Below are 25997 nucleotides of genomic sequence, written 5' to 3' on the forward strand. Positions count from 1 at the left end.
TCCTCCTTACGCGGCCGAGATCTTGCAGAGAGTCGCTTTCGTCTCCTGCATCTGGGTCACTGAGTCGTAGCCATACGTCTGAGCGGTGTTACAGCTTTCGCCGAGGACATAGGGGTCGGCACCTTTCGGATACTTCGACCTGAGATCCTCGCCCTGGTAATGACCACCGAAGTGGAACGGCATGAAGGCAACGCCTTCCCCGACCCGCTCGGTCACCATTGCCATGACTTTCACCTTGCCGCCCTCAGGGCCTTCGACCCAGACCTGCGCACCGTCGCGCACACCCAGGTTGTTGGCATCACGAGGATTGATCTCAACGAACATGTCCTGCTGAAGTTCGGCAAGCCACGGGTTGGACCGGGTCTCGTCACCACCGCCCTCGTATTCCACCAGACGGCCGGACGTCAGGATGATTGGATAATCCTTCGAGAAGTCCTGCTTCTGGATAGAGGCATAGAGCGTCGGCAGGCGGTAGAACTTCCGGTCCTCGTAGGTCGGATAGTCTGCCACCAGGTCGCGGCGGTTGGTGTAGAGCGGCTCGCGGTGCAGCGGCACCGGATCCGGGAACGTCCAGACGACGGCGCGGGCTTTCGCGTTACCGAAAGGTGCGCAGCCATGCTTGATCGCAACGCGCTGGATGCCGCCGGAAAGGTCGGTTTTCCAGTTCGTCTTCGGTCCTGCGACCGCTTCGATCGATGCCCGTTCCTCGTCGGTCAGGTCGCCATCCCATCCAAGGTCCATGAGCATCTGCATCGTGAACTCGGGATAACCGTCCTGGATTTCCGAACCGGGGTTCGAAACACCGTCGGCAAGCAGGTTGTCGCCGTCCCGCTCGACGCCGAAGCGTGCGCGGAAACACAGACCGCCTTCAGCGACAGGCTTGGACATGTCGTACAGGTTCGGCGTGCCCGGGTGCTTCATGTCGGCGGTGCCCCAGCATGGCCACGGCATACCGTAGTATTCGCCGTCATTCGGTCCGCCCACCGCCTGAAGCGTCGTGCGGTCGAACGTATGCTGGTTCGCCATGTGCGACTTGATGCGCTCCGGCGACTGCCCGGTGTAACCGATCGTCCACAGCCCGCTGTTGAACTCGCGGGTGATGCTTTCCACGTTCGGTGTTTCCGGATCGTCCATTTCGATGTTGCGGAACAGCCTGTCGCCCCAGCCGAACTTGTTCGCGAACTTGGCCATGATGACCTCGTCCGGAAGGCTCTCGAACAGCGGCTCGACAACCTTGTCGCGCCACTGCAGCGAGCGGTTCGACGCGGTCACGGACCCGCGGGTCTCGAACTGCGTACACGCCGGCAGCAGGTAGACGCCGTCGGTGCGGTCATGAAGCACGGCGGAAACCGTCGGATAGGGGTCGATCACGACCAGCATATCCAGCTTTTCCATGGCGGTCTTCATTTCCGTCATGCGGGTCTGCGAGTTCGGGGCGTGGCCCCAGAGAACCATCGCACGAACCGCATTCGGCTGGTCGGTGTTTGCCGGGTCCTCGAGGACACCGTCGATCCAGCGGCTGACCGGGATACCGGTGAGGTTCTGAAGGCTCTTTTCCTTGCCGTCAGCGCCTTTCACGGTCGCGAACTGGGCTTTCAGCCAGTCTGCATCCTCGTCCCAGACGCGCGCCCAGTGGCCCCAGGCGCCTGCGCTCAGGCCGTAATAGCCCGGCAGCGTGTGGCTGAGAACGCCGAGGTCCGTTGCGCCCTGAACGTTGTCGTGGCCACGGAAGATGTTGGTTCCGCCACCGGTGGTGCCCATGTTGCCGAGGGCAAGCTGCAGCACGCAGTAGGCACGCGTGTTGTTGTTGCCGTTGGTGTGCTGGGTACCGCCCATGCACCAGATCACGGTGCCCGGACGGTTGTTGGCAAGCGTCCGCGCGACGCGCTTCAGCTGGCTTTCCGGGGTACCGGTGACGCGCTCGACTTCGTCAGGCGTCCACCTGGCGACTTCTTCGCGGATCTGGTCCATGCCCCAGACACGGGTCCGGATGAACTCCTTGTCTTCCCAGCCATTGTCGAAGATGTGCCAGAGAATGCCCCAGATCAGGGCCACGTCCGTACCCGGACGGAAACGCACATATTCGTCGGCGTGGGCGGCGGTGCGCGTGAAGCGCGGATCGCACACGATCACCGGAGCGTTGTTCTGTTCCTTGGCGCGCAGCACGTGCAGCAGGGAAACCGGGTGAGCTTCAGCCGGGTTGCCGCCGATGATGAAGATGGCCTTGGAATTGTGGATGTCATTGTAGCTGTTGGTCATGGCGCCGTAGCCCCATGTATTGGCTACGCCGGCAACCGTCGTCGAGTGGCAGATACGGGCCTGGTGGTCGACGTTGTTCGTGCCCCAGTAGGCTGCGAACTTGCGGAACAGGTAGGCCTGCTCGTTGTTGTGCTTCGCCGAGCCGAGCCAGTAGACACTGTCCGGTCCGCTTTCCTCGCGGATCTGCATCATCTGGTCGCCGATGGCGTTGATCGCCTCGTCCCAGCTGACACGTTTCCATTCGCCGCCTTCTTTTTTCATCGGGTACTTCAGCCGGCGCTCGCCATGTGCGTGCTCGCGAACCGCAGCGCCCTTGGCGCAGTGCGCACCGAGGTTGAAGGGGCTGTCCCATCCCGGCTCCTGGCCGGTCCACACGCCGTTCTTCACTTCGGCGATGACGGTGCAGCCGACGGAGCAGTGTGTGCAGACGGATTTTACGAGATTGACGGCCTCGTCGGACGACTGGGCCTGTGCCTGTGTAACGGTACCGCCTGTTGCGGTAATGGCGGCCAGGCCACCTGCGGCAACTCCGGATCCCTTCAGGAATGTCCGGCGGTCTACCGATTTGTGTGCAGCGTCTCTAAGGATACTTGCACCCTGGGGGCGTCGCGCAACCCCATTGGTCTTTTTCCTAAGCATATTGCCCTACCTTGCTTGTATCGGGTCCGATACTGCTGGGTTGGTTTTCAGCGAACCGGCCAGCGGGCGTCACGCAACCATAGGCCGGGTGTGAAGTCAGGGTCCGGTCAGAACCGGGCGCTGTCGAAGTAGGCGCGGGTGTGCGCTGTGTCCTGCATCTTGTCGGATGTAAGATCCACTTCCGCTGCTTGAGCGGTACCGGAAACCGCTGTCGCGGCCACGGCTACAGGGGCCGACAGGGCCGCCAGTTTCAGGAAATCCCGGCGGCCAGAACCCTCACGGGGCACCGCTTGATCGGGCTTTTTCATCGTTGCAATCCTCCTCTCCTTGCAGCGGCCCGCGGCCGCTTAAATTGACAACGTGAACTTCAATTCGGCAGCATACCGAAGGCCTCGGCCTCAATCTCCATAAACTGCCGCCCCAAAGCACCGACCGCCCCGTAGAAAACGGAGGTTTTCGATGCTTCAAGATCCGAGAAAAAGTGTATTGCCCAGGGCTCGATATGATCCTGGAAGAACTGCTTCTGTTCCGCCACCGATGTGACGGTGCCGAAACGGCCGACGATCATGCCCGCCATCATTTCCATGAGCGAGGCGATGTTGTCTTCCGGTTCATGGGTGCCGTCGGCGCGTCCGATCCCGCGTCTTGCCATGTCGGCGCGCAGGTTTGCCAGGGGCTTTTCATTCAGGAAACCGGTGAGATAGTGACTTGCGTAGGGGAGAAGTTCACCGCGCCCGAGCCCGACGAACAGGGCATTGAACTCGCGCTCTGCGGTTTCGGCCGATGTCACCGAAGCGACCTTTGCCAGCACGCCCAGTGCGTTTCCGAGCGTCGTTTCGTCAGCTGAAAGTCCCGAGACTTGCTTCAACAGGGAGGCGTCTGCCGGCTTGACCAGCAACAGTCCTATAAAATCATAGAGTTCTGATCGAGCCTGATCTTCAGGATCGATGACATATTCCGTGACCGCTGCGGACATCCGCGATCGTCCTCCCTCGTGCGCTGACCAGTTTCACCTTTTTGGCGCGCCTCTTACATTCAACTTTAGTATCAACTGTAGTCGAACCGCAAGCGCCGCCGCGTTACCGGAAAGTCAAAGTCAACTTTTTCGGCTTCCGATTCTTGCGATTCCGCCCGGTTCTCCTGCTTTTCTTGAGATTGCAGGATATTGTCTGCTTGCGTCAATTGCACAGATGCTTCTTCATTTTCAACATAATCATTGTGCGCCGCAACATTATCTTCGACGACCGCATTTTCTTTGGAATTATTTTCTTCTACAAAGGTTTTGTCCGGTTTCAACTCGGGCACTGCCTCGGCATCGTCTTCAGCCTCCGCGAATTGCTCCAGCATGCCTTTCCCGATCTTGTAGACGGTCTGGAGATTGTCCACGACCGTCGCGGCGTCGGTATAATCCTCTGCATAGTCGACGAGCCCGTCGAGATTCGCCAGCACGGGATTGAGGCCCCAGAGCCTGCGGAGCGCGCGCCGCCGGATCCGTTCCGGCACGGCCGCGGACAGGAACCCGGAAAAATCGTCTTCTTTCGTCAGGGTCTCCGGATCTGGCAGACCGAGTTCCTCCAGCACGTCCTCATCGCTCTTTTCTTCCAGCGCCGCCCGTTCTTCCGCCGCCAGGGCGGCCTGCTCCTTTACCTGTTCGGCTTCTTCCGCCTTGCGGACCGCCGCCTTGCGGCGCGACCAGAAATCGCCGCCGGTCTCGTCCTGCCCACCGCCGCTCATTGCAGGGTGTCCTTGGGCTTGCGGCCGGGCGCGCGGTAGACGTCGCTGATCTGCCGGATGCGGGCATCCCCGATGCCGTCCTCTTTCAGGTCGATCCGCTTCTTGTCACGCTTGCGCTTGATGAAGATCTCGTCCTCGTGATGCAGTTCGACGAAATCGCGGATCCAGGCAATCAGCCCCGGAGGCATCGGCACCTTTTCCACCATGACGTCGCTCGTGTCGGCATAGTCCTGCCCCTCGTAGGCGGATGCCGTGAGCAGCATGACGTCCATGGGCACATCGCGATCCACCTCGTCGGCAGGGCGCATGATCACGTAAATGGACGGGACCTTGTCCGAAAGCGCGGTGAGATAGGCTTCGGTATCCGTCCGGTAGAGTTCCAGGTTCAGCGTTGCCGCGTGATATTCGACAGCATCGCCTTCCTGCCGCATCACTTCCCAGTCGGCAGCTTTCGCGCCCGGAAGCAGGGAGACCGGCCGCCAGCTCCATTTCTGCCACCTGGTCACGCCGGGCAATCTTCTGACGACGACGCCGACCGGCATCGAGCGCGTTCTTTCAATTGTCACTGCGGACTTCCTCCCACCCGCGGATCATCAACCGCTTTTTCTTCTCTACATGCTGTAGCAAGTTGCAGAAATTTCAAGTCCGGCGGAAGTCGAACTTGACCTGATGCGACATACGCCCTTGATATGGTAACCGGGCATGCGCGAATCCGGCGGGGAGAATCCGGAACAGGCGGTCCCGGGAGAGGACGCAACAAGAATGACAGATTTGAAGCTTCTGCTGTGCGATTGCCGTAAAAGCCAGGCGATCGACGCGGAACGGTTGGAGGAGGCGTGCGGCGTCTCCTGTTCAAGGGTCTACTCTGAACTCTGCAGGGCCGAGGCCGGCATTGCCGAAGACGCGATCCGCTCGGGCAATGCGATGATCGCCTGCGGGCAGGAACAGAGCATCTTTCAGGAAATCGCAGCCGACATCGAGGCCGACGAGCCGCTGTTCGTCGATTTGCGTGACCGCGCCGGATGGAACGACGGCAGCGGCGATGCAAGCGCGAAGATGGCGGCGCTCATTGCCGACGCGCTCCTGCCGCATCCGGGCGAGAAGGTCGTTGATGTCTCTTCTGCAGGAACATGCATCATTCTCGGCGATTCGGCGGATGCGAGCGAAGCGGCGGACCTGTTGTGCGAGACCTTGAGCGTCACCGTGCTGCTTGCTCCCGACGCGGAACTGCCGGTCTCCGACGACCGGCGCTACGACATCGTCCGGGGACGCCTGAAGGGCGCGGCCGGCGCACTTGGCGACTTCAAGCTTTCCTTCGATGCCCTTCAGGAACGCATTCCCGGAGGCCGCGGCGCCTTCAACTGGACGGATCCCCGCGATGGCGGCCGGACCGGATGCGACATCATCGTCGATCTGCGCCGGGGAGCCCAGCCGCTGTTCCCCGCTCCCGAAAAACGCGAAGGCTATCTGCGCGCGGATCCCGGCAATGCCGCGGCGCGCACCAAGGTGTTGATGGAGGCCTCGCAGCTGATCGGAACCTTTGAAAAGCCGATCTACATCAAGCTCAACGAAGAGCTTTGCGCGCATTCGCGCGCGCAGAAGCCCGGATGCTCACGCTGCCTGAACCTGTGCCCGACGGGCGCGATCACGCCTGCCGGCGATCACGTCGCCGTGGACGCCATGACCTGCGCCGGATGCGGCAGCTGTTCGGCAGTTTGCCCCTCCGGGGCGATCTCCTACGACGCACCACCGGTGGACCATGTGTTCAAGCGCATTCAGACTCTTGCGTCGACATGGCGGAAACTCGGGACGGGCAGCCCGCGCTTGCTGGTTCACGACGCAAGCCACGGGCTCGACATGATCCGGCTGAGCGCGCGTTACGGCAAGGGTCTTCCGAGCGACGTGATTCCGCTCGAGACCGCAGCATTGGCGGGCTTCGGCCACGCCGAAATGCTGGCGGCCCTGGCAAGTGGATTCAAATCCGTGACCCTGCTTCTGTCGCCGGGCACCGAAAAGGACGGACTTCCCTTCCAGGCTGAACTGGCCGCGACACTCGCCGGTGATGACCGGATCAGCCTGATCGAGCCGGCGGATCCGGATCAGCTCGACGACCTGCTGCGCCTTGAGACGCCTGACGCCCTTCCCGTGCAGCCCATCCTGCCCGTCGGCTCGCGCAGGCAGGTCACGCGGCTTGCCGCAAAGGCGCTCAATGCCGGCGACGAACCGATCACGCTACCCGCCGGCGCGCCCTATGGCGCCCTCGACATCAACCTGGACAGTTGCACGCTCTGCCTGTCCTGCGTCTCGCTGTGCCCCTCCGGCGCATTGAAAGAGAACCCGGACAAGCCGCAGCTCCGCTTTCAGGAAGATGCGTGTCTTCAGTGCGGCATCTGCACCAACATCTGTCCGGAGAGCGCGCTGTCGCTGGATCCGCGCCTGAACCTTGCCGACGAAGCCCTGACGCCCATCGTTCTCAAGGAAGAAGAGCCGTTCGAATGCATCGAATGCGGCAAGCCGTTCGGCGTGCGCTCGATGGTGGAACGCATGACCGAGAAGCTCGCCGGCAAGCACGGCATGTTCAAGGACAACAAGGCCGCGTCACTCATCCAGATGTGCGACGATTGCCGCGTGAACGCGGTCTACCATTCGGAAAACAATCCCTTTGCCATGGGAGAACGTCCGAAGGTACGCACCACTGACGACTACATCAGCAAGCGGCGCGACCATTGATAACGGCGGAACGTGTTCACTGGTACTGGATCGGTGCTCCGAGATCGGCTGGCGGTATCCTGGAGACGAAGGCCAGGATGGCATCGAGTTCGTCCAGCGTGATCTCGACCGGTGCGATCGGTGACGGCCGGCTGATGTCGAAGGGTTCGGTCACCCCGTCCACCTGCGTGAACGAGGGGTGCGGGTTCAGGGCGAAGAACGCTTCGAAGCGCGCGCGCCAGTCGGAAAAACTCCGCATCACCGCAAAGGACGGCGACGACCCGATTGTCGTCAGCCGCGTCGCCTCGTTCACCATGTGGCAGCGTCCGCAATGGACGACGGCCAGTTTCTCTCCGGAAACGACGTCGCCGGCAATCGCCTCCGAAACAGCTTCCTTCGGCTTGGCAACCGCGGCCGTGAACACCTGCCCGCTGTCCGGCTTGAACGACGCGATAGTGTTTTTGCCGACATCGCTGACGAGCCATTCCTCGAAGCGTGCGACGTGCTCATTGCCCGCGTCCGCAATGCCCAGGTACCAGTCCTTGCCGATGCCCGAAAAGGCCGGTGTCCCGGTATTCGACGTCGAAAAGGCCGCCTCGGCGGTCCCGGTCTCCGGCACGATTTCAATCCGCACGCCGGTCTTGAGCGAGAACCGCGGCAACAGATGCTTCAGGAAACCGGACGCGACAAGGTCGTCCGGCGCACTCAGGCGGAATGTCTTGGCAAAGGCCTCGCCCGTCACGCCCGGCCCTGCGACAAAAAACAGTCCGATCAGGACTGCAAACATAAAACGGCAGCACACGCGCTCCTCCCTCACGTTGCTGACAGAACGCGTTAGGTTAGGGGGGAAATCATTCAGCCGTCAATTCACACGCTGCTTATAGAGAGGTTAAGATGAGCGACGAATTCAACATGTCCATGCGCAAGTTCCTGAAACAGGTCGGCGTGACATCCCAGCAGGCGATCGAGGAAGCGGTCAGGAAGGCCGGTGCGTCGGAGGGTAGGAAATACAAGGTCAAGGCAGTCGTGACGATTGAGGAAATCGGCCTTGAGCACGAGGTAAACGGCGAGATCGAGGGGTAAACACGTCGTGTCACTGACGCGGGAAACGGTTCTAAATTCACTCAAGTCCGTCAAGGATCCGGCAACCGGCGACGATATCGTCGCCATGGGCATGGTGCGCGCGCTTCAGATCGGTGAAGGCACCATTCGCTTCGTGATGGAAATCGACGCCAGCCGCATGAACGAGATGGAAGCCCTGAAGAGCGAGGCCGAATCATGCCTGTCGCAACTCGACGGGGCCGGCAACGTCCAGATCATCATGACGGCCCACTCGGAAAAGGCTGCCGAGCCAGCCAAGCCGAGCGAACCCACGCCGATCAAGCCACGTCCCGCACCCCCTGGAACCTCCGGACCGCAGCGGGTCCCGGGGATCGACAGGGTCGTTGCCGTTGCCTCCGGCAAGGGCGGCGTCGGCAAATCGACGGTTGCGGCCAATCTTGCCTGCGCGCTCGCAGCGGAAGGCCGCAAGGTCGGTCTGCTCGACGCAGATGTCTACGGCCCGTCGCAACCGAAAATGCTCGGCATCTCCGGACGCCCGACATCGCCGGACGGCCAAATGATCCTGCCGCTGCGCAACCATGGTGTCACGCTGATCTCCATCGGACTGATGACCTCCGGGGACCAGGCTGTCGTCTGGCGCGGTCCGATGCTGATGGGCGCACTGCAGCAGATGATGAGCCAGGTACAGTGGGGTGCGCTCGACATTCTCATCGTCGACCTGCCGCCCGGAACCGGTGATGTCCAGATGACGCTGTCGCAGAAATTCATCGTCGATGGCGCGATCATCGTGTCGACGCCGCAGGATGTTGCGCTTCTGGACGCCCGCAAGGGCATCGATATGTTCCAGCAAATGCAGGTTCCGATTATCGGAATGATCGAAAACATGTCGACGCATATCTGCTCCAAATGCGGTCACGAGGAACACGTCTTCGGACATGGCGGCGTCGCCGCGGAAGCGGAAAAGCTGGGCGTGCCACTCCTTGCGGAAGTCCCGCTGCATCTGAACATCCGCCTGGCCGGCGACGGCGGCACACCGATCGCGGTCGGGAACCCGGACGCGCCCGAGGCGGCCGTGTTCAGAAAACTGGCGAAAACACTCGTTGCGGAGGGGCAGGCGTGAGCGATCTGCAATTTCCGCCGATGTTCCAGGGAGAAGGCCTGACCGGCCCCGCCGATCCGTTCGACCGGGCGCTGGCGCTTGCAATCACCGGCACGGATGCGGGCACAGTCGTCTACAATTTCGCAGGCGACACCCTGAAAGCCAGCCTGATCTTCACCCCCGAAGTACCGCTGGAAGAAGCCATGGCAACCCTGCCCGTCTGCGGCCTCGGGTTTCAGGCCGCTCTCGGCGCCCTTGCCCCGCCGGAGGTCGCCGTCCATCTGGAATGGGACGGCACGATCCGCGTGAACGGCGCTGTCTGCGGAAAGATGCGCCTCAAGGCGTCGACGTCGGATCCGGCGGAAACACCGGACTGGCTGGTTCTCGGCCTGGAGCTCAACATGACCAGTTCGACGGAAAATCCGGGCACCGATGCCGACACGACCTATCTCTCGGAGGAAGGCTGCGCCGAAATCACGCCGGATGGGCTCCTTGAAGCCTGGGTGCGCCACAGCCTTTACTGGATCAACCGCTGGCTCGACGAGGGGCTGCGGCCCGTTCACGCTGACTGGCGCGGCCTTGTCCCCACGCTCGGGGAGCCGATAGACATCGATGGCAAGTCCGGAACCTTCGTCGGGGTGGACGAGAATTTCGGAATGCTGCTCAGAACCGGGGACGAGACGACCCTGATCCCGCTTTCGAGCCGACTGGAGACCTGAACTCATGAAACTGGCCCGTGCGATCCACATGGATGACAGCGACCGCAATGTCTATTTCTCGCCGGCACGAACCGGTGAATGGTGCCTGTCGGGAGGCTTCGAGTTTTCCGACTGGACGGAGGCCGACCTTGTGGGCAAGGCCCGGCAGGCCTTTTCAAACGGCTGGCTCGGTCTGGAGACGTTCGGCCGTGTCACCTTCGTCGCCATCACGCCGGTTAGCGAAGACGAGTTCTCTGCCCTGGTCGACAATCTGGCCCGCCATTTCGTCGAGGTCTATGGCGCGCCATCGGTCGATGCGGCCAGAGGTGTCGCCGAGGACGAACTCCGCTACATGGCCGAACTTTGCTCCGAGCACGACGAGAACATGCTGCTCGCCGTTCACCGCGAACTCGCTGATGAAGGCGTGAAGGAAAGCTACAGCGCCATCGAGGCCCCGGCGGCAGAACTGGATCTCGTCGCGATGCACGGGGACATGCAGTAAACGCCATGAATCTCGACAACCAAGACTGAACTCCCGACCGGCCTGAACGAGTGCCTTGCCGCCGGCGCAGAGGCCGACTAGTCTCTCGGGACGGAGGCACCCGATGACACGTCATTTTCAGACTGTGGTGAGACACGAGCACATGGAGCGATAGCGGCGGTCCGTGCCGTTTTCCATGTGCCCCCGGCCTGGATCGGGGGCATTTTTTTTGACTTGACCTGATTAGAGAAACCCTTGGCCCGCACACCGCCACATCTCGTCACGATCATTCTGCTGACCGCGTTTTCACCGCTGTCACTGAACATGTTCCTGCCGTCCCTCGGCACGATCGCCGTGGACCTTCAGACGGACTACGCCCTGGTGAGCATCGCGATTGCGGGCTATCTGGCCGCAACGGCAGTCATACAACTGATCGTCGGCCCGCTGGCAGACCGCTACGGCCGGCGTCCTGTCCTCCTCGCCGCGCTGGTCCTCTTCAGTTTTGCGTCGTTTGTCTGTGCAATGGCTGAGAACATCTGGGTGTTTCTGCTGTTCCGGATGCTGCAGGGAAGCATCGTTGCCGGAAACACGCTTTCGCTTGCCATTGTGCGTGACACGAACCCGCCGCAACAGGCCGCGGGACTGATCGGTTACATCAGCATGTGCATGGCCGTCGTTCCCATGCTTGGTCCTGTCTTGGGTGGGCTTCTGGACACCGCGTTCGGCTGGCGTTCCAGCTTTTATCTTTACACGACCTGCGGACTTCTGATCCTGGCGCTCTGCTGGTTCGATCTGGGGGAAACGAGACCGGACAGGCAGGACGGCGCCCCGCCGCTGGCACGCGCGATCCTTGAACTCGTCAAGGACCCCCGTTTTTCCGCTTATGCACTCTGCTCGACCTTCACGGTGGGCGCCTTCTTCATCTTTCTCGCCGGCGCACCGCTGATCGCGACAATTTCTTTCGGTGTGACCACCGCAGAACTCGGGTTTCTGATCGGCAGCATCACCGTCGGATTTTCCGCTGGCGGCTTTCTGGCGGGCAAACTCTCGTCACGACTGCCGCTGCCCGCAATGATGCTGGTCGGGCGGCTCACGGCCTGCATCGGTCTTTCGGTTGGCTTGCTGGTGTTTCTTCTGGGCGGTGCGTCGCCCTACGCCTTTTTCGCCGGCACGATCTTTGTCGGCATCGGCAACGGCATCACCATGCCCGGCAGCAACACCGGCGCAATGTCGGTGAGACCCGATCTTGCCGGGAGTGCCGCGGGATTGACCGGTTCGATGGCGCTTGCCGGCGGCGCGGCGCTGACAAGCCTGACCGGTATCGCGATCGGATCAGGCGATCAGCCCGTCACCGTGCTTGCACTCATGCTCGCCAGTTCCGCCATCGGACTGGCCGCTGCCTTTGCAGCCCTGCTTCTTGAACGGCGCGCCAAGGCAAGGCCGCTGGCCACGCCTTGAGCGTTTCGCCAGGAATGGCGAAGCAAGGCGGACTACCGCCTTGCTCCTTTCTTCTTTTTCCAGAACGGCTCGATATCGCCGGCCATGATGCAGCCGAACGGATCGATATAGTCCTCGATCTCGGCCAGACCGTATTTCTTGATCTGGGCGACGACCGCGTCCGCCTTCTTGTAGCCGGACGGCAGTTCGGAGACGTCGATCTTCTCCTCGAAGAAGCGGATGTCGAGCCCTTCCGTTTCTTCGCGGAGCATCTCTTCCGGCGTCTTGCCGAGCGAACGGCGCTTGTGCTCGGAACGCGAGAAGTTGCGCCCAGCACCATGCGGCGAGAACCCGAGCGCATGACCGGCATCCCTGCCGCGCACGACCAGAACCGGCTCCGCCATGTTCAGCGGGATCAGGGTCAGGCCGGTCGCGTCGGACGCATAGCCGTCCCAGGCAGGCGTTGCCCCCTTGCCGTGGTAGAAGAGCCCGTCGCGTTCGAACACGAAGTTATGCTCGTTCCAGAAACGGTCCGAGTGGCTCGCACCGCTCGCCTCGACCGTCGCCTGATGCAAAGCGTTATGGTTGGCCTTGGTCCACTTGCGGATCAGCTGCAACGCGTCCCAATAGGCTTTTCCTTCCTCGCTCTCGGACGGGATCCAGGCATTCTGCTTCAAGGTCTTCGGCGACAGCTTCCTGCGGTATTTTTCCGCAACGCTCATGCCGATCCTGTAGAGCAGTGCGCCCGGTCCGCGCGATCCGTGATGGGTCACCATCGCGGTCTTGCCGGTTTTCCTGGAGACGCCGACAAACAGGAAATGGTTGCCGTCGCCCTGGGTCCCCAGATGCTCCTGCGCCGAACGCAGGATCTTCGGATTGTTCAGGAACCGGTTCTCGCGGAACTGGTCGTAAAGGTCCATCGACATGGTGAAGCGCTTGCCGTTGGCACGCCCGCCGCCGCCGAAATGGGTCACCGAATGCGCCGCATCCAGAACCGCCTTCGGGTCGGCATCCTCGAACTCGGTCATCATCACCGAGCAGCAGATATCGGCACTGTGCATCCCCGGATGGATCGCACCGCGCGCCGCCACCACACCGCCGACCGGAATGGTTCCGAGCGGACCGGCCGGACAGGCGTCCGGCATGATGGCCCCGGCTTCGACCGTCGGTGTGCGCATCAGCTCCGTCATGTGATGCTTGACCGCCTTCAGGTTCACCTCTTCGTCTTCGCCCTCTGCGTCCAGGTTGACGTGAAACGGCTTTGCGCCCGAAGCGGCCAGCGGCAGAACCGGGTCCGGCTTGTAGCTTTCCAGCATTTGGCGCACGGCCTCCAGCGACGTGCCTTCATCAAGCGCGGCCTGGCCGTCCCTGAGGGCGGCACCGAAGGCCTTGCCTTCTTCATGGCCCCAGGCAGTCAGCATCGTGCTGGTCAGCGTCATCGTTTCCGTTTCACTCGTCATCGTCTTCTTCCTTCATACCCGCCTGGCGGCTAGCGGCGGCAGGACGCGTTGCATTGAACAACACTTCTGCCGGCATCCGCCAGGCTATGCGGGGCAAGGTCGGGCAAGATCTTTTCCGCCACCGGATTGCTCCGGGCCAGACTTGAACTGGCACGGGAGGCGTATTCGCGCCTCCCCTCCCGGCCATGCCGGGAGGCGTCTACCTGTATTCCTGCCGGCATCCCCGATATCGCGGCAGAGCCGCATTCAGATACCTGGTTCAAATTCAATTCCGGTCAGGGCGACAAATGAGTGCAAAACGTTCCTGCTCTACCGATTGAGCTACGCTGCCTCAGTTGGTTGCAGCGGCGGGACTCGAACCCGCAACCTGGCGATTATGAGTCGATGTAGTTCTGCGGGCATTCGCCCTGACCGTGAATTCGGGTGCGGCGGCAAGGAATGACAGGACACTCATGGTCAGGAATGTAGTCCTGCCGGCATCCACCGCGATTTTCGTCTGGTCTCCGTTTCGTGTCCGGGCCGGTCCGTGTCCGGCCGAAAAGTCAGGCCGGTCAGGGCGACAAGGTGGGTGCAAAACACTCCTGCTCTATCCGTTGAGCTACGCTGCATCAGTTGGTTGCAGCGGCGGGATTCGAACCCGCAACCTGGCGATCCACAGTCGATGTAGTTCTGCAGGCATTCGCCCTGACCGGTTCAATTTCTTGTTGAGATGCGGTGGCAAAAATGAAGAAACCCGGAGAGCCCCGCTCAAGCCTGAGAGCGCGTGCACGATCAACCTGCGCTCAAAAGGGCGCAGACAAGTTGATCGACCCGTTCGGACCGATCAGCTTTTGGACATTCACTCGGTTTCGATTGAATGTCCATTGATCCGGAGGGGAGTCGAACCCGCTCGGACTGTTCCGATCCTGGAGCAATGTAGTTCCTTCGGCATCCGCCAAATCTCGTTGTCAGCGTGGCGGGCGGTTACCCGCCGCGCTTTCGGGTGTCATTCGAGATCGATTGCCTCGATCTCGCCGACCCACTGGTCGGCAGTCATGGTGCCCTTGGCGAAGGCCGCAACCTGGTCGAACACCGCATCGGAGAAGCCCCCGATGTTGAGGATATCCGGCCGCGGCTTGGCCTGGGTCGACCCGTAAGGCGCGATATCGATGCACACCATTTTTGCGTCCGGGTTACGCCTTTTCAGCGTTTCCCATTCACGCATCACACCGGTCTGGTGACCCTGCTGGACCCCGGCCCAGGACTGGTTATCCGAAACCAGGATGACCAGATCCGGAGCACGCCGCTTGGCATTCAGCCACGCCAGCGGTGCCGCACAGTTCGTTCCGCCGCCCCACTGCTCGGTGAGCTTTCGGGCGTTGGTCATCACGGTGTCTCGCCCGGTCAGCTTAACCGGCCGGACCTTGACCTCGAACGGCAGGACCGTGGCCCCGCGGTTTCGGCGCAGAACGGCTGCGGCAACCAGGGCCGCGACATCAACGCAGCGCGTTACCGTCGTCGCCCCCTTTCGGTACCCGGTCACCGGCGAGGCCATCGACCCGGAGACATCCGGGCACACAACCACCTGGCCCTTCAGGGCCGGGACATTGGCGACCGAGATCTCCATGGCTTCATGCATCGCCTCGCGGATCTCCGCCGGCATCTCGTCCGACAGGGCCTGAAAACCCGTCAGCAGCTGATACGGGAAGGCACGCGCCTTCCTGATCCGCTTCGGATCCTTCAGGATATCCGCCACCAGACGCACTGCCGGCGTCTTTTCGAACCTTGCACCTTCAAAGACGCCGTGGCGCAGGAAGGTGTTCAGGTTCATGCGCACCATGTTCCAGGTCCCGCGCTCCGCCAGCTTCGTCCAGTCTTCCTTCGAAAGCGGCAGATGCGTCAGCATCTGGAACGGGACATCGGGCAGTGCCCGGCCTTTCGGGTTCTCCTTGAACGCCACGTAGGCACGGACCTGTTCCGGCAGCTTGTCAACGTCACACGGCTTGCCGATCAGCCACGCGAACAGGGCATCTCGCTCGGCATCGCGCGGTTTCGGGTGCACCATCTTGATGACGTCCGCCAGCGACGGATCGTTGCCGATCGAGGCCTGCAGCAGCTGATACTCCGTTGCCGCGTTCAGCCACCCGCGAACAAGCGCCTTCGGCCGTGTGCCGAGCGACTTGCGCCCCGTCTGCCCGGAACGCATGATCTGCACGAAGTTGCGCAGCATCCTGCCGTTGGTAACCACATGCGGAAACGCCCTGGCGAACAGACCCGCGTCACGCGATGCCAGAACCGCCAGCAACAGCGCAGGCAGATCCTTCATCCTGCCCTTCTGACGGGCGTAGACCGCCGTCTTTGCCAGGAACGCATCCGGAACCATGTCGGCGGCTTTCAGAACCGCCTCCAGCTCAAGCTCGGCGGACTGGTAGAACGTGTTGCCGATGGACCCGGTCGCCGCCAGCTGGGCCAGCTTGTGACGGTACTCGTAGGCATAGGCCTTGCCGCCCGCCAGGTTCCTGGCGTCGGCTTTGCCGGAAAAGCGCCCGCGCTGGGATGCAAACAGGGTTTTGTTCGCCATTTTCTCTCTCCTCAAATCCGCGCCCTGAAGGCGTTGGGGTTGATGTCCGTGTTGAGAAGGAGAATGCCCGCACCCGGCGCACCGCAAAACAAAAAAACAAAATCAAGATAACTATTTGAAATATATAAGTTTTTCGCCAAATTGACATTTTCGAAAGAATACATTCTTATAAACCAATATATCAAATTATAAAATTGGATAAGCATCCTTGAAAAAGAACGTTGTCATCGGCTTTCTCGGTACCCAACTGGACGCTGGCAAGAAGCGCCGGTGGCGGCCGTCGATCGCCGTGACCCAGCATGGCCGCTTTCCGGTGCACCGCCTGGAACTGCTCTACGACAGGGCCCATCATCGCCTGGCCCAGAACGTGAAACGCGAGATCGAGGATGCCAGCCCTGCAACCGAGGTGTGGCTGCAGCAGGTCGATCTGCGCGATCCCTGGGACTTTCAGGAAGTCTATGGCGCCCTTTTCGATTTCGCTCGGGACTACGGCTTCGACGAGGACCGGGAGGATTATTTCGTCCACCTGACGACGGGAACGCACGTCGCCCAGATCTGCTGGTTTTTGCTAACCGAATCCCGCCACGTTCCGGCCAAGCTGGTGCAGACCTCCCCGCCGCGCGGCGAGGACGGCGACATTGCCGGCCAGTACAACATCGTCGATCTCGACCTGTCGCGCTACGACGCCCTGCAGCAGCGGTTCGATCTTGTTGCCGAGGAATACAATGCGCTCCTGAAGGCGGGCATAGAAACGCGCAACGCGGCCTTCAACGGCCTCATCGAGCGGATCGAACTGGTCGCCACCAACACCGATGCCCCTCTCCTGCTGCTCGGCGACACCGGCACGGGCAAGAGCGAACTGGCCGAACGCATCTACGAACTGAAACTCCAGCGGCGCAGGGTCAAGGGCCGGCTGGTTCACGTGAATTGCGCGACCCTGAAAGGTGAGCGCGCCATGTCCAGCCTGTTCGGTCATCGCCGGGGATCGATGGGCACCGGCAGCCCGGACCGCCGCGGCTTGCTGCGCGAAGCCGATGGCGGCGTCCTGTTCCTGGACGAGATCAACGAACTCGGCCTCGACGAACAGGCGATGATCCTGCACGCGGTTGAAACCGGCCGCTTCCTGCCGGTCGGTTCCGATCACGAGATCACCAGCCGTTTCCAGCTGATCGCGGGTACCAACCGCAATCTCGGGCAACTCGTGTCGGAAGGACGGTTCCGGCCGGATCTTTACGCAAGGCTGAATCTCTGGACGTTCCGGCTGCCGTCCCTCACCGAACGGCGCGAGGACATCGAGCCCAATATCGAGTTTGAACTCGACAGGTCGGAAAAGCTGCTCGGCAACCGGGTCGGTTTCAACGCGGACGCCCGAACCCGGTACCTGGATTTCGCCGCTTCCCCGGCAACGCCCTGGCCCGGCAACTTTCGCGACCTAGGTGCCTCGGTTCAGCGCCTGTGCACGCTGGCACCGCGCGGACGCATCACCTTGTCCCTCGTGCAGCAGGAAGTCGAAGCGCTTGAACGCCAGTGGACAAGTGCTGAAGTGAACCCCGATGACGTTTTGCTGCAAGATCTCCTTGGCGACCGCGTCACGGAAATCGACGCCTTCGACAGGGTTCAGCTGGCCTATGTGATCCGTGCCTGCCGCAAGAGCCCGTCCCTGAGCGCTGCCGGCAGATCCCTGTTCGCAGCCTCGCGCGCAACCCGAACAAGCCGCAACGACGCCGACCGCCTCAAGAAATATCTGGAACGGTTCGGCCTGAACTGGGCGGCCGTCACGGCGGACGAAACCTAGAGAGCGTTCGGGTCGCCCTCTCCGAGTCGGCGCCTCCAAGGCTCATAACGGCGCTATCGCGTCCGCGTGAAAACCCGCGAGCGGGCGTTGAAATAAACGTCAGAACCGGGAACACCCAGTTGAATGCAAGTTACCAACGGCCTTCCTAAATCAAGGGCGCAACAAGATCTGTAACCTGGAAGGCTAATGAACATGATGACACTTACTTCTGAAAACAGGTTGGTCGGCGCCCTGCCCACCATCAATTTCGCAACGCTCGGGCTGATGTTCGTCTCCGGTTTCTTCGCAACGGTCGCCTTCGACCTCTGGGGCCAGGTGATCAGCCCGGCGCTCGGTTTCGCCAAGCTCTCCCCCCATGGTCTGGCCCAGAGCCTGCTCGGCAGCCTCGGACTTCCCAACAATGCATTCGCCGGATACTTCGTTCACTTCTACGTCGTCGGACTGATCGGTTATCCCATCGGCTGGATGTTCATTTTCGCACCGCTGTGGCAGCGCGTGGTCGGCAACACCCACTGGTTCATCCCGTCCGCGATCTACGGCTTCGGTCTCTGGGTCTTTGCCATCGGCGGCATCACCTCCCTCGCAGGCCTGCCCTTCTTCCTGAACTTCACCGGCATCGTCTGGGTCGCCCTGATCGGCCACGTCCTTTACGGCATCGTCATGGTCGCCATGCTGCACGTGATCGAAAAACAAAAGAACGCCTGAATAACAAGAAGAGGAAGTCCAAGTATAAGGGCGGCCTACGCCCACCTGAAAAGAACGCGCCACCTCGTGGCGCGCTTTTTCGTTGAGGGCCATGATCCGGGATCGTTCAACGATTGCCGCCATCCTTCGAGACAGCGCTTGCGCGCTTCCTCAGGATGAGGTCAAGGCAAGGCTTGGCGCCCCGTCAGGTGAGCAACGCCAGGAGCAAGCGTATCTCCGTCCTCGATCGTCACCCCGGGCGAACAACGTGAGACCCGGGGCCGGAGAGCCCTATTCCGATAGCAGGGACAAAGCGCAAACCGTCAGACCTCTGCCTCCCCGATCCCGGCTCGCGCGATGCTTGGCCGGGATGACCGGTGTTGCCAGACCCGTGCAGTGAAATCTCCACGTTTCAAACCAGCTTCTGATCTTCATTTGTCATCCCAGCGAAGGCTGGGATCCAGTAACCTCCAGCCTCGCCGACGATGTCCTTTGCCAGCCACACGGAATACTGGGTCCCGGTCTTGCCGCTTGTGCGGCAAACCGGGACGACAATCTCGGAATACCCGCAAAAACTGCACCGCACCTTCACGACCCGAACAAGCCTGCGAGGGCAATTCCCGGCCTTTCAGAAGCCAGCATCTGATCTTTTTTCCTTGTCATCCCTGCGAAAGCAGGGATCCAGTAACCACCACCTAGCCGACAATGTCCTTTGCCAGCCACATTGAATACTGGATCCCGGTCTTGCCGCTTATGCGGCAAACCGGGACGACAATCTCGGAATACCTATTAAACTGCACCGTTCCAAGCACACTCGAAAAACCACCAAACGTCCTCCCCTTCTCTGACGTCACCTCACCACTCACGCCGGCCAGTCGTCCTGGATCAGACAGACGCCCTTGCGCCCGGCGTCCAGCATGGTCTCCGCCGCCGCGTCGTTGTCTGCAAGGCGCGCCAGCGTGACGGTGCCGAGCATCAGGGCAAGCGTCGCAAGTCCCTGGGCCGGGTCGTTCCCGGACGTGAGCTGCGCTGATGTCCTCTGAAGGGCGTCAAATCCTTCTCGGCGGGCATCCGGTGCCCCTCTGTTGAGCTCTCCGGCAAGCGCCGCCAGGGGACATCCGTCTCCCCGGCTGCCCACATGGCAGAGCGACAGGTAGGTGTCGATGTAGTCACGCCGCGCTGCCGCCTTCGCGTCGCTACCGTCGGCGGCCTCCATGTCGGCTAGGACCCCATCCACGGCCGTCCTGAACGCGGCGGCAACGAGTTCGTCCTTCGATTTGAAGTGCCGGTAAAAGCCCCCATGGGTCAGGCCGGCGGCCTGCATGACGTCGGAGACACTGGTCGTCTCGACACCGCGTTCGCGGAAAATCTCGCCGGCTTTCTCCAATATCCTGTTGTGTGACTTACGCTTTTCGGCTTCCGACATTCGCGGCATGGGCGCGGCTCTCCCCGGGGCTTGACATTATAGATTTCATCTATCATCTATATTTTTAGATTACAATTATCATCTATAAAGGACGCCTGATCGTGAAACCCAAGATCCTCGTGACCAGCGCAGCCGGAAAGACCGGCCTGCCAACCGTTCTGCAACTGCGCGAAAGAGGCTATCCGGTGAGGGCGTTTGTCAGGCGGCGCGATAGCCGCTCGGCACAGCTTGAGCGCGCCGGAGCAGACATCTTCGTCGGCAATCAATACGCCCTGACGGATATGCGCGCGGCAATGGACGGTGTGAAGCGTGCCTATCAGTGTGCGCCGACGGCCCCCAACGGTCTGCACTTCAACGCGGTCTTCACGGTCGCCGCGAACGAGGCGAACCTGGAACACGTGGTGACACTCGGGCAATGGCTCAGCTCTGCCGATCACCCGTCGCTCTTCACCAGGGAAGTCTATCTCTCCGACGCGATGATCCGCCTGTCTCCGGCCATGAGCGTGACCTCGGTCGACCCGGGATGGTTTGCCGACAACTACCTGATGGTCATCGGCATGGCCGCGCATCTGGGACTTTTCACCATGCCGCTCGGACCGGGGGACGAAAAGAAAAACGCGCCGCCATCGAACGAGGATATCGCCGGTGTCGCCGTTGCGGCGCTGACCGATCCGGAGACGCACGCGGGCAGAAGCTACCGCCCGACCGGCCCGGAACTGCTGTCGCCGAACGACATTGCCGCAGCCATGGGACGCGCGCTCGGCCGCCGCGTCCGCTATATGGACATCTCCGAGAAGATGATGACCAAGGCCCTGCGCGCCCTGCCCCCGTCAAACTATTCGGAAGCCGCCGTCTCTCAGCTCGCCATTTATGCAGAAGAATACCGGCGCGGCAGTTTTGCGGTCAACGCACCGACCGGCGACGTCCTGCGTCTTACAGGCCGGACTCCCGAGACCTTCGAGACCATCGTGCACCGGACGGTGGCCGCACAGCCGGACCTGAAGCGGAGCCTGCCGGCCTCGGCGCGTGCGCTGGCCGGGTTCGTGAAGATCCTGCTGACCCCTGCCCTTGATCTCGACCGCATCCAGTCGCAGCGCGACTACGTCCGGATTGCAGCCCCGAAATACAGCCAGGATGCGCCGGAGTGGACCGAAACCCATACGCCGGTGGCACCGCTTTCAACACCCGCAAAAGTCGCCTGATTTTCTGAAACCGGAGGAATACGGAACCATGACTGACACCACAGCCTTGCTCACACGGAACGGCCGCTTCGCGGACACGTTTGCAGCCGCAGATCTTCCCGTATTGCCGAAACTCGGCACGCTGATCCTCACCTGCATCGACGCCAGGGTCGATCCGGCCCATGTTCTCGGTCTCGAGCTGGGGGACGCCGTTGTCCTGCGCAACAATGGCGGACGGGTCACGCCGACCGTCATCGATGAAATCGCGACCCTCGCCTTCATGGTGGGCAAAATGACCGGGAACCCCGAGCCTGAATTCAATGTGGTCCTGATGCAGCACACGCAATGCGGCGCCCAGAACTTTGCCAATCCCGGTTTTCAAGAAGCGCTTCGCGGCACATTGGGGATCGACGTCTCCCAGTCCGCGATCCTGGATCAGGAGACGGACCTGAAGCGTGACATCGACCGGTTGAGCGACGCGCCGGTTATACCCGGCGGACTCACGGTCTCCGCACTGCTTTACGACGTAAAGACCGGCCGCGCCCGCGAGATCAGCGCTCCACGAAGGCTTGAAGATCTCCGCGACTGATCCCTGGCGGGATATGCAGTGAACGGACGCTCCTTCGACAGTCGGAAAAGCCTTCATGCTGTTCGATAGCCCCCTTGAAACAGCATCTGCCGAAACACGTGCAGCCACCCCGGCTCATTTAACACCAAGCCGGGGGTGACTTTTGAGAGTGTGTTCCGTGGCACGCAGGCAGCGTCACTCGATCTGCTCGATCGGTTGCCATTCCATTCCGAAGAGATCGCGCACGGCCTCCACTTTCTTGTCGCTTGCCGATGCTCTTTTCAAGACCTCCATGAGACCGTCACGCACGGGGTTGCCATCCAGAGCCCCGAAAGCCACGGCCTGGAGCTTTGGATCGATTTGCTGTTTGGCGCGCATGGCAAAGTCCTTACGCGGCAAGTGCCCGTACTCACTTACAAACTTCTCGATGTCACCCGCCCACCGAATGACGCCGTCAAGCACCTTGTCCTGATACGCTTGAACGAACGCACCGGCTTCAGGCGACAAAAGCGGCAGAACGTCGTCGGTCGCACCTGTCGCGATCCATGCCAGAAGGTTCTTTTCATGCGACAGGCCGGCAAGTGCCTTGTGCCGCAGCGCATAGGCGTCGGTTTTGACCTTTACGCGATGACCGTCTTCAAAAGCTATGACATAGCCCTCGACATCCTCTTCAGCACGCGTTCGCGACCAGAAGGACGCGTAGTCCGTGACACTCTCGAAGGTATTGACGAGCGGAACATGGCACTCCCGTGCAAGTTTCTCCAACTCGGGATGCGGCATGTAGGTTCCCGACCGCATGTCCCGCACGGCAAGGAGCGTCAGTTCCGGCTTTTCGTAAGCAAGAACGACACGGTTTTCCGGCGAGGTATACTCGAATATCGGCGTAAACCCGGCTGCGATCATGTCCCGGCAAAAGTCACGCAATTCCGAAGACGCCTCCTTCCAGGCCTGCTTCGACTGCGCCGACATCCCCATCCGGGTCATAAACACGATTTCACCACCCACGAGCGCCGGATGGACCATGGAACCATCGAGCTTGTCCATAACGACATGGTCCGCATCCCAGGGCTCTTCCTGAGCAAGCCGTTTTTCGCCGAGATTGAAAAACTTATGGAACGGTCGCGCGATCAGTTTTCCATTTCGATCAAATTTCAGGCCGCGGCACTCCCGGGCAATGGCCGTTTCGAATGTGGTGTCGATCGTAAAAACGTAGTTGATGACCGAATAGCCATCGTGAATGGAATGAATGATTCCGCTATCGGGTGCGATAAACGGAAGAACATCGTCCAGCGTGTCGATAACCAGTTCCATTTCAGGCTCCAAAAACAAAAAAAGCCGCCTCAATCGAGACGGCTCGCGCTCACATCTTAAGGTTGCTTAGATCAAATCGATCCGACCTCCGGAGCACAGCCGCCAACGGTCCCACCTTCTCGGTGTGACACGTTCACTGTTTCGCTGAAATTTGACTGACCAAAATTCATGACTGTTCTCCTGCACGCACACAACACCAACCACAACCCAAAGTCAACACATGGGCCTTGCGGTCAAACGCGTTCATATGCCTGAATACGAACAGGGGATGCGAGAAAAAGAAGCCCGCGAAAACGCTCTATTGGCATCCGCCTTCGGCCCAGATCCGGAGCAGCTGCTTGAAGACGCCGCCGAAGGGATGTTCCTTCGTCAGGGCCCGGGTCTGGTCGTTCATGTAGGTCTGGGCCTGGGTGCAAAGATTCGCCTGTTCCCACTGATGGCAGGACGCACATGTCTTGTCTTTCCAGGCCGCCTCGGGCAGTCCTTCGATCGGTGGAAAGCGCGGGCTCGCGGAAATCAGGTCAGAAATGCTGCGCGTCGCGATTTCCGGATCACCGGCCCCGAGCGGCGTGTTGAAGGCGACGACATCCGGGAGCCCGCCATCGGTCTCTCCCGCCGTCACCTCGGGTTCCGGCGCGACCGGAACAACCGGGTCCGAAATCGGATCCGTCCGTGGCTCGTTCTGCTCGATCGTCTGCAGTTCCAGGCGTGCCAGTTCGGAAAAATGTCCGTCCGGAAAGGTATCCAGGTAATTCTTGTAGGCCTCGGCTGTGCCGGCCTGCCGCGCCGCCTCGATAAGCTCACGCTCCGCGTCGCTGGGGTCGACCGAAACCGGCGCCTGTGCGGGCACCTCGGGCTCGCTGGTGGCCGCGGTTTCCTTCATCTCGCTGGAAACGAGGTCCTGCAGCAGCGAACGGGCCTCGCCGGCGAACCGGCTGTCCGGATTGGCGCGCAGGTAGAGCATGACCTGGATCGGGTCCTTGCTCAGTTTCACCGTTTCCCAGAGCTGACGCTCCTGGATCTCCGCAGGTGATGGCATGACGGCCGGCACGAACTGGAAGTTCGCGGTCATCGAGGACGTGTCCCAGGGGGTCTGAACCCCGTTGGTTGCTTCCAGAACATCGAGACGCACATTCTTGAACAGCGTTTCGATGGGAATACCGGGGGTCGACATCCGGCGCGCAAGCGATCCGGTGAAAGGGCTGTTTGCCCCCACTCCGTCAAGGGCGACTTCTCCCGGCCCCGTCGAGTAGGCCAGGAACGTGCCGCGCGGCGCCTTCATCTCCGCAAGGCCGTTCTCGTTGAGATCGGGAATGGCTTCAAAGGGATTGTCGCGGCAGGCATCGAGGATCACGATGTTCGTCTGGTTCCTTGCGGAGAACATCTGCCGCAGCAGTGCCTGTGCCGGAACGGCAACCAGGCTGAGATCGGCGGCATCGGACAGATTGACATCGACCGGGAGCAGAAAGTTTGCACCAAAGGACTGGACGCCGTGCCCTGCGTAGTAGAAGAGGCCCGTTGCGTCGTCGTCCGCATCGCGCAGTTTTCGTCCGAAATCGGCAATCGCGCGCGTCAGCTCGTCACGGGTTGCGTCCGTCACCAGCATGACGTCGAAACCGACCGCCTCCAGGGATTCCGCCATCAGTGCGGCATCGTTCTTCGGGTTGTCGAGCGGCGTCACATGCGTATAGGCCGAATTGCCGACGACCAGCGCCAGCCGCGGATCATCGGTGTCATCATCGTCTGCCCATGCCTGCTGAGCCTGCGAAAACAGGAACAGGACAGGCAGAAGAAACAGCAGGGCCCGGTGCAATCTGGTCTTATTCGACAACGGTAAACTCGATACGGCGGTTGCGGCGCTTGCCGTCAGGTGTGTCGTTGGAGGCAACCGGTCTGGTCTCGCCATATCCGACACTGGAGATGCGCAGTGCGGACACGTTCTTCGCAGAGATATAATCTTCAACCGCCGCGGCACGCCGTTCGGACAAACGTTGGTTTCCGGCAGCACTGCCGTCGCTGTCCGTGTGGCCGCCGACCTCGATCCTGAGATCCGGGCAGCGCTGAATAATGTCAACCAGGCTGTCGAGCAGCGGAGCGCTCCTGGCATCGAGCCGGGCGCTGCCGCTGGCAAAATAGATATTGTCCGTGCGGGAAAGGATTTCGAAACGTCCCTTGCAGGCTTCCTCGTCCAGGTTTCCTTCCGGCTCGATTGCCGTGGCCGCTGCCTCGGTCACCTCGGGCTTCGCTTCCGCAACGACCTGCTCGCCGGCATTCTTGGAGAACAGGAAATCGAAGGTCACGGTCGCCGACGGAACGATGGCGACATTCGCAGCTTCTTCAAGCTTCTTGATGCCGCCGTCCAGATTGAAGTCGCTGGTCGCGATAGAAATCGGTGCCGTGGAGGAAACCGCGACGATGTCCTCACCGACAAGCGTGACTGCGACTTCGGTTTCAAGCGACTTGTTTACACCGTGCAGCTTGAGATCGAAGGTGAGCGGAATGATCTTCCGCCTCAGCTTGGAAAGATCGGCAAGCGCAGCCGGATCAATCTTCGTGGAGATCACGGCTTCCGGAAACTCGAAGGTTTCGAAGAACAGGAAACGCATGCGCACGTTTCTGAGATCGATCTTGGTGTCGACGGAATCAAGGAAGATCCGGATTTCGGCAGCCCCGTCCGGATCGATCTTTCCCTCGAACTGGACGAAGCCGCTGCTCTCGACCTTTGTCAGGTTCTTCACGGACTGGAAGCGAACGGTCGACGCGTCCGGCTGCAATGTCCAGCCCGGTTCAAAAATGCTGCCCTGTGCTGTCACCGCCTGCGAAGAGAACACAAGACAGGCGACACACAGGAATGACAGAACAACCCGCGCAACCGTCATGATCAGGTCCCCTCA

General features: G+C 61.1%; 22 protein-coding genes. 10 read left to right on the top strand and 12 right to left on the bottom strand.

What is annotated here, in order from left to right:
• Window positions 1-6: 6 nt before the first annotated feature.
• From ACO07N_RS02895 to ACO07N_RS02915, 5 genes are all read right to left on the bottom strand, one after another.
• On the bottom strand, window positions 7-2898 hold the full coding sequence (locus ACO07N_RS02895; RefSeq protein ID WP_421979586.1) for a formate dehydrogenase subunit alpha: 2892 nt from the start codon (window positions 2896-2898) through the stop codon (window positions 7-9).
• Window positions 2899-3005: 107 nt separating this feature from the next.
• Window positions 3006-3206: a twin-arginine translocation pathway signal protein gene (locus tag ACO07N_RS02900; protein WP_421979587.1), complete on the bottom strand. Its 201-nt coding sequence runs from the start codon at window positions 3204-3206 to the stop codon at window positions 3006-3008.
• A 59-nt stretch (window positions 3207-3265) separates the two neighbouring features.
• Entirely contained in the window at window positions 3266-3874 is a 609-nt protein-coding gene (locus ACO07N_RS02905) for a TorD/DmsD family molecular chaperone (protein ID WP_421979588.1), read from the bottom strand.
• Between the two features lie 71 nt (window positions 3875-3945).
• Window positions 3946-4632 carry a DUF3306 domain-containing protein gene (locus tag ACO07N_RS02910; RefSeq protein WP_421979589.1) on the bottom strand — a complete coding sequence of 229 codons (687 nt, stop codon included), beginning with the start codon at window positions 4630-4632 and terminating at the stop codon, window positions 3946-3948.
• Window positions 4629-5198 carry a DUF3305 domain-containing protein gene (locus ACO07N_RS02915; protein WP_421979590.1) on the bottom strand — a complete coding sequence of 190 codons (570 nt, stop codon included), beginning with the start codon at window positions 5196-5198 and terminating at the stop codon, window positions 4629-4631. Before ACO07N_RS02915 ends, ACO07N_RS02910 begins: the two co-directional genes overlap by 4 nt.
• Window positions 5199-5394: 196 nt before the next feature.
• Here ACO07N_RS02915 and ACO07N_RS02920 point away from each other — a divergent pair, with 196 nt between their 5' ends.
• A complete protein-coding gene (locus ACO07N_RS02920) occupies window positions 5395-7362 on the top strand; it encodes a 4Fe-4S binding protein (RefSeq protein ID WP_421979591.1) in 1968 nt (655 codons plus the stop codon).
• 16 nt (window positions 7363-7378) lie between these two features.
• Here the strand turns inward: ACO07N_RS02920 and ACO07N_RS02925 are convergent, their stop codons facing one another.
• Window positions 7379-8143, bottom strand: coding sequence for a hypothetical protein (locus tag ACO07N_RS02925; protein WP_421979592.1), 765 nt, complete (start codon window positions 8141-8143; stop codon window positions 7379-7381).
• 92 nt (window positions 8144-8235) lie between these two features.
• Here ACO07N_RS02925 and ACO07N_RS02930 point away from each other — a divergent pair, with 92 nt between their 5' ends.
• The 5 genes from ACO07N_RS02930 (at window position 8236) to ACO07N_RS02950 (ending at window position 12139) form a co-directional block, all read left to right on the top strand.
• Window positions 8236-8424 (top strand): DUF6494 family protein, encoded by a 189-nt coding sequence (locus ACO07N_RS02930; protein WP_421979593.1) that lies wholly within the window; start codon window positions 8236-8238, stop codon window positions 8422-8424.
• Between the two features lie 7 nt (window positions 8425-8431).
• Window positions 8432-9523 carry an Mrp/NBP35 family ATP-binding protein gene (locus ACO07N_RS02935; RefSeq protein WP_421979594.1) on the top strand — a complete coding sequence of 364 codons (1092 nt, stop codon included), beginning with the start codon at window positions 8432-8434 and terminating at the stop codon, window positions 9521-9523.
• Window positions 9520-10221 (top strand): DUF4444 domain-containing protein, encoded by a 702-nt coding sequence (locus ACO07N_RS02940; protein ID WP_421979595.1) that lies wholly within the window; start codon window positions 9520-9522, stop codon window positions 10219-10221. Before ACO07N_RS02935 ends, ACO07N_RS02940 begins: the two co-directional genes overlap by 4 nt.
• 4 nt (window positions 10222-10225) lie before the next feature.
• Window positions 10226-10702, top strand: coding sequence for a DUF6505 family protein (locus ACO07N_RS02945; RefSeq protein WP_421979596.1), 477 nt, complete (start codon window positions 10226-10228; stop codon window positions 10700-10702).
• A 234-nt stretch (window positions 10703-10936) separates the two neighbouring features.
• Window positions 10937-12139, top strand: a complete 1203-nt coding sequence (locus ACO07N_RS02950; protein ID WP_421979597.1) for a multidrug effflux MFS transporter — start codon at window positions 10937-10939, stop codon at window positions 12137-12139.
• Between the two features lie 32 nt (window positions 12140-12171).
• Here ACO07N_RS02950 and ACO07N_RS02955 read toward each other — a convergent pair whose 3' ends face one another.
• Window positions 12172-13578 (bottom strand): RtcB family protein, encoded by a 1407-nt coding sequence (locus tag ACO07N_RS02955; protein ID WP_421979598.1) that lies wholly within the window; start codon window positions 13576-13578, stop codon window positions 12172-12174.
• A gap of 985 nt (window positions 13579-14563) precedes the next feature.
• Window positions 14564-16138 carry an RNA-binding protein gene (locus tag ACO07N_RS02960; protein ID WP_421979599.1) on the bottom strand — a complete coding sequence of 525 codons (1575 nt, stop codon included), beginning with the start codon at window positions 16136-16138 and terminating at the stop codon, window positions 14564-14566.
• Between the two features lie 208 nt (window positions 16139-16346).
• On the opposite strand from ACO07N_RS02960, the gene rtcR reads away from it, so the two are divergent.
• Window positions 16347-17933 carry an RNA repair transcriptional activator RtcR gene (rtcR, locus tag ACO07N_RS02965; RefSeq protein WP_421979600.1) on the top strand — a complete coding sequence of 529 codons (1587 nt, stop codon included), beginning with the start codon at window positions 16347-16349 and terminating at the stop codon, window positions 17931-17933.
• A gap of 192 nt (window positions 17934-18125) precedes the next feature.
• Window positions 18126-18638, top strand: coding sequence for a hypothetical protein (locus ACO07N_RS02970; RefSeq protein ID WP_421979601.1), 513 nt, complete (start codon window positions 18126-18128; stop codon window positions 18636-18638).
• An 841-nt stretch (window positions 18639-19479) separates the two neighbouring features.
• Here the strand turns inward: ACO07N_RS02970 and ACO07N_RS02975 are convergent.
• Complete coding sequence (locus tag ACO07N_RS02975; protein WP_421979602.1) at window positions 19480-20052, bottom strand: TetR/AcrR family transcriptional regulator; 573 nt, start codon at window positions 20050-20052, stop codon at window positions 19480-19482.
• A 92-nt stretch (window positions 20053-20144) separates the two neighbouring features.
• On the opposite strand from ACO07N_RS02975, the gene ACO07N_RS02980 reads away from it, so the two are divergent.
• A complete protein-coding gene (locus ACO07N_RS02980) occupies window positions 20145-21245 on the top strand; it encodes an NmrA family NAD(P)-binding protein (RefSeq protein ID WP_421979603.1) in 1101 nt (366 codons plus the stop codon).
• A gap of 28 nt (window positions 21246-21273) precedes the next feature.
• Window positions 21274-21813: a carbonic anhydrase gene (locus tag ACO07N_RS02985; RefSeq protein WP_421979604.1), complete on the top strand. Its 540-nt coding sequence runs from the start codon at window positions 21274-21276 to the stop codon at window positions 21811-21813.
• Between the two features lie 174 nt (window positions 21814-21987).
• Here ACO07N_RS02985 and ACO07N_RS02990 read toward each other — a convergent pair whose 3' ends face one another.
• From ACO07N_RS02990 to ACO07N_RS03000, 3 genes are all read right to left on the bottom strand, one after another.
• A complete protein-coding gene (locus tag ACO07N_RS02990; protein WP_421979605.1) occupies window positions 21988-23103 on the bottom strand; it encodes an RNA ligase in 1116 nt (371 codons plus the stop codon).
• A gap of 298 nt (window positions 23104-23401) precedes the next feature.
• Window positions 23402-24934: a caspase family protein gene (locus ACO07N_RS02995; protein WP_421979606.1), complete on the bottom strand. Its 1533-nt coding sequence runs from the start codon at window positions 24932-24934 to the stop codon at window positions 23402-23404.
• On the bottom strand, window positions 24924-25982 hold the full coding sequence (locus ACO07N_RS03000; RefSeq protein WP_421979607.1) for an OmpA family protein: 1059 nt from the start codon (window positions 25980-25982) through the stop codon (window positions 24924-24926). Before ACO07N_RS03000 ends, ACO07N_RS02995 begins: the two co-directional genes overlap by 11 nt.
• Between the last annotated feature and the right edge of the window lie 15 nt (window positions 25983-25997).

It is taken from the genome of Roseibium sp., from assembly GCF_965229775.1.
GTDB lineage: Bacteria > Pseudomonadota > Alphaproteobacteria > Rhizobiales > Stappiaceae > Roseibium.

Coding starts and splice junctions, on each gene's coding strand:
- ACO07N_RS02895 (WP_421979586.1), bottom strand. CDS start 2,898: ATGCTTAGGAAAAAGACCAATGGGGTTGCGCGACGCCCCCAGGGTGCA.
- ACO07N_RS02900 (WP_421979587.1), bottom strand. CDS start 3,206: ATGAAAAAGCCCGATCAAGCGGTGCCCCGTGAGGGTTCTGGCCGCCGG.
- ACO07N_RS02905 (WP_421979588.1), bottom strand. CDS start 3,874: ATGTCCGCAGCGGTCACGGAATATGTCATCGATCCTGAAGATCAGGCT.
- ACO07N_RS02910 (WP_421979589.1), bottom strand. CDS start 4,632: ATGAGCGGCGGTGGGCAGGACGAGACCGGCGGCGATTTCTGGTCGCGC.
- ACO07N_RS02920 (WP_421979591.1), top strand. CDS start 5,395: ATGACAGATTTGAAGCTTCTGCTGTGCGATTGCCGTAAAAGCCAGGCG.
- ACO07N_RS02930 (WP_421979593.1), top strand. CDS start 8,236: ATGAGCGACGAATTCAACATGTCCATGCGCAAGTTCCTGAAACAGGTC.
- ACO07N_RS02945 (WP_421979596.1), top strand. CDS start 10,226: ATGAAACTGGCCCGTGCGATCCACATGGATGACAGCGACCGCAATGTC.
- ACO07N_RS02955 (WP_421979598.1), bottom strand. CDS start 13,578: ATGACGAGTGAAACGGAAACGATGACGCTGACCAGCACGATGCTGACT.
- ACO07N_RS02960 (WP_421979599.1), bottom strand. CDS start 16,138: ATGGCGAACAAAACCCTGTTTGCATCCCAGCGCGGGCGCTTTTCCGGC.
- ACO07N_RS02970 (WP_421979601.1), top strand. CDS start 18,126: ATGATGACACTTACTTCTGAAAACAGGTTGGTCGGCGCCCTGCCCACC.
- ACO07N_RS02975 (WP_421979602.1), bottom strand. CDS start 20,052: ATGCCGCGAATGTCGGAAGCCGAAAAGCGTAAGTCACACAACAGGATA.
- ACO07N_RS02985 (WP_421979604.1), top strand. CDS start 21,274: ATGACTGACACCACAGCCTTGCTCACACGGAACGGCCGCTTCGCGGAC.
- ACO07N_RS02990 (WP_421979605.1), bottom strand. CDS start 23,103: ATGGAACTGGTTATCGACACGCTGGACGATGTTCTTCCGTTTATCGCA.
- ACO07N_RS03000 (WP_421979607.1), bottom strand. CDS start 25,982: ATGACGGTTGCGCGGGTTGTTCTGTCATTCCTGTGTGTCGCCTGTCTT.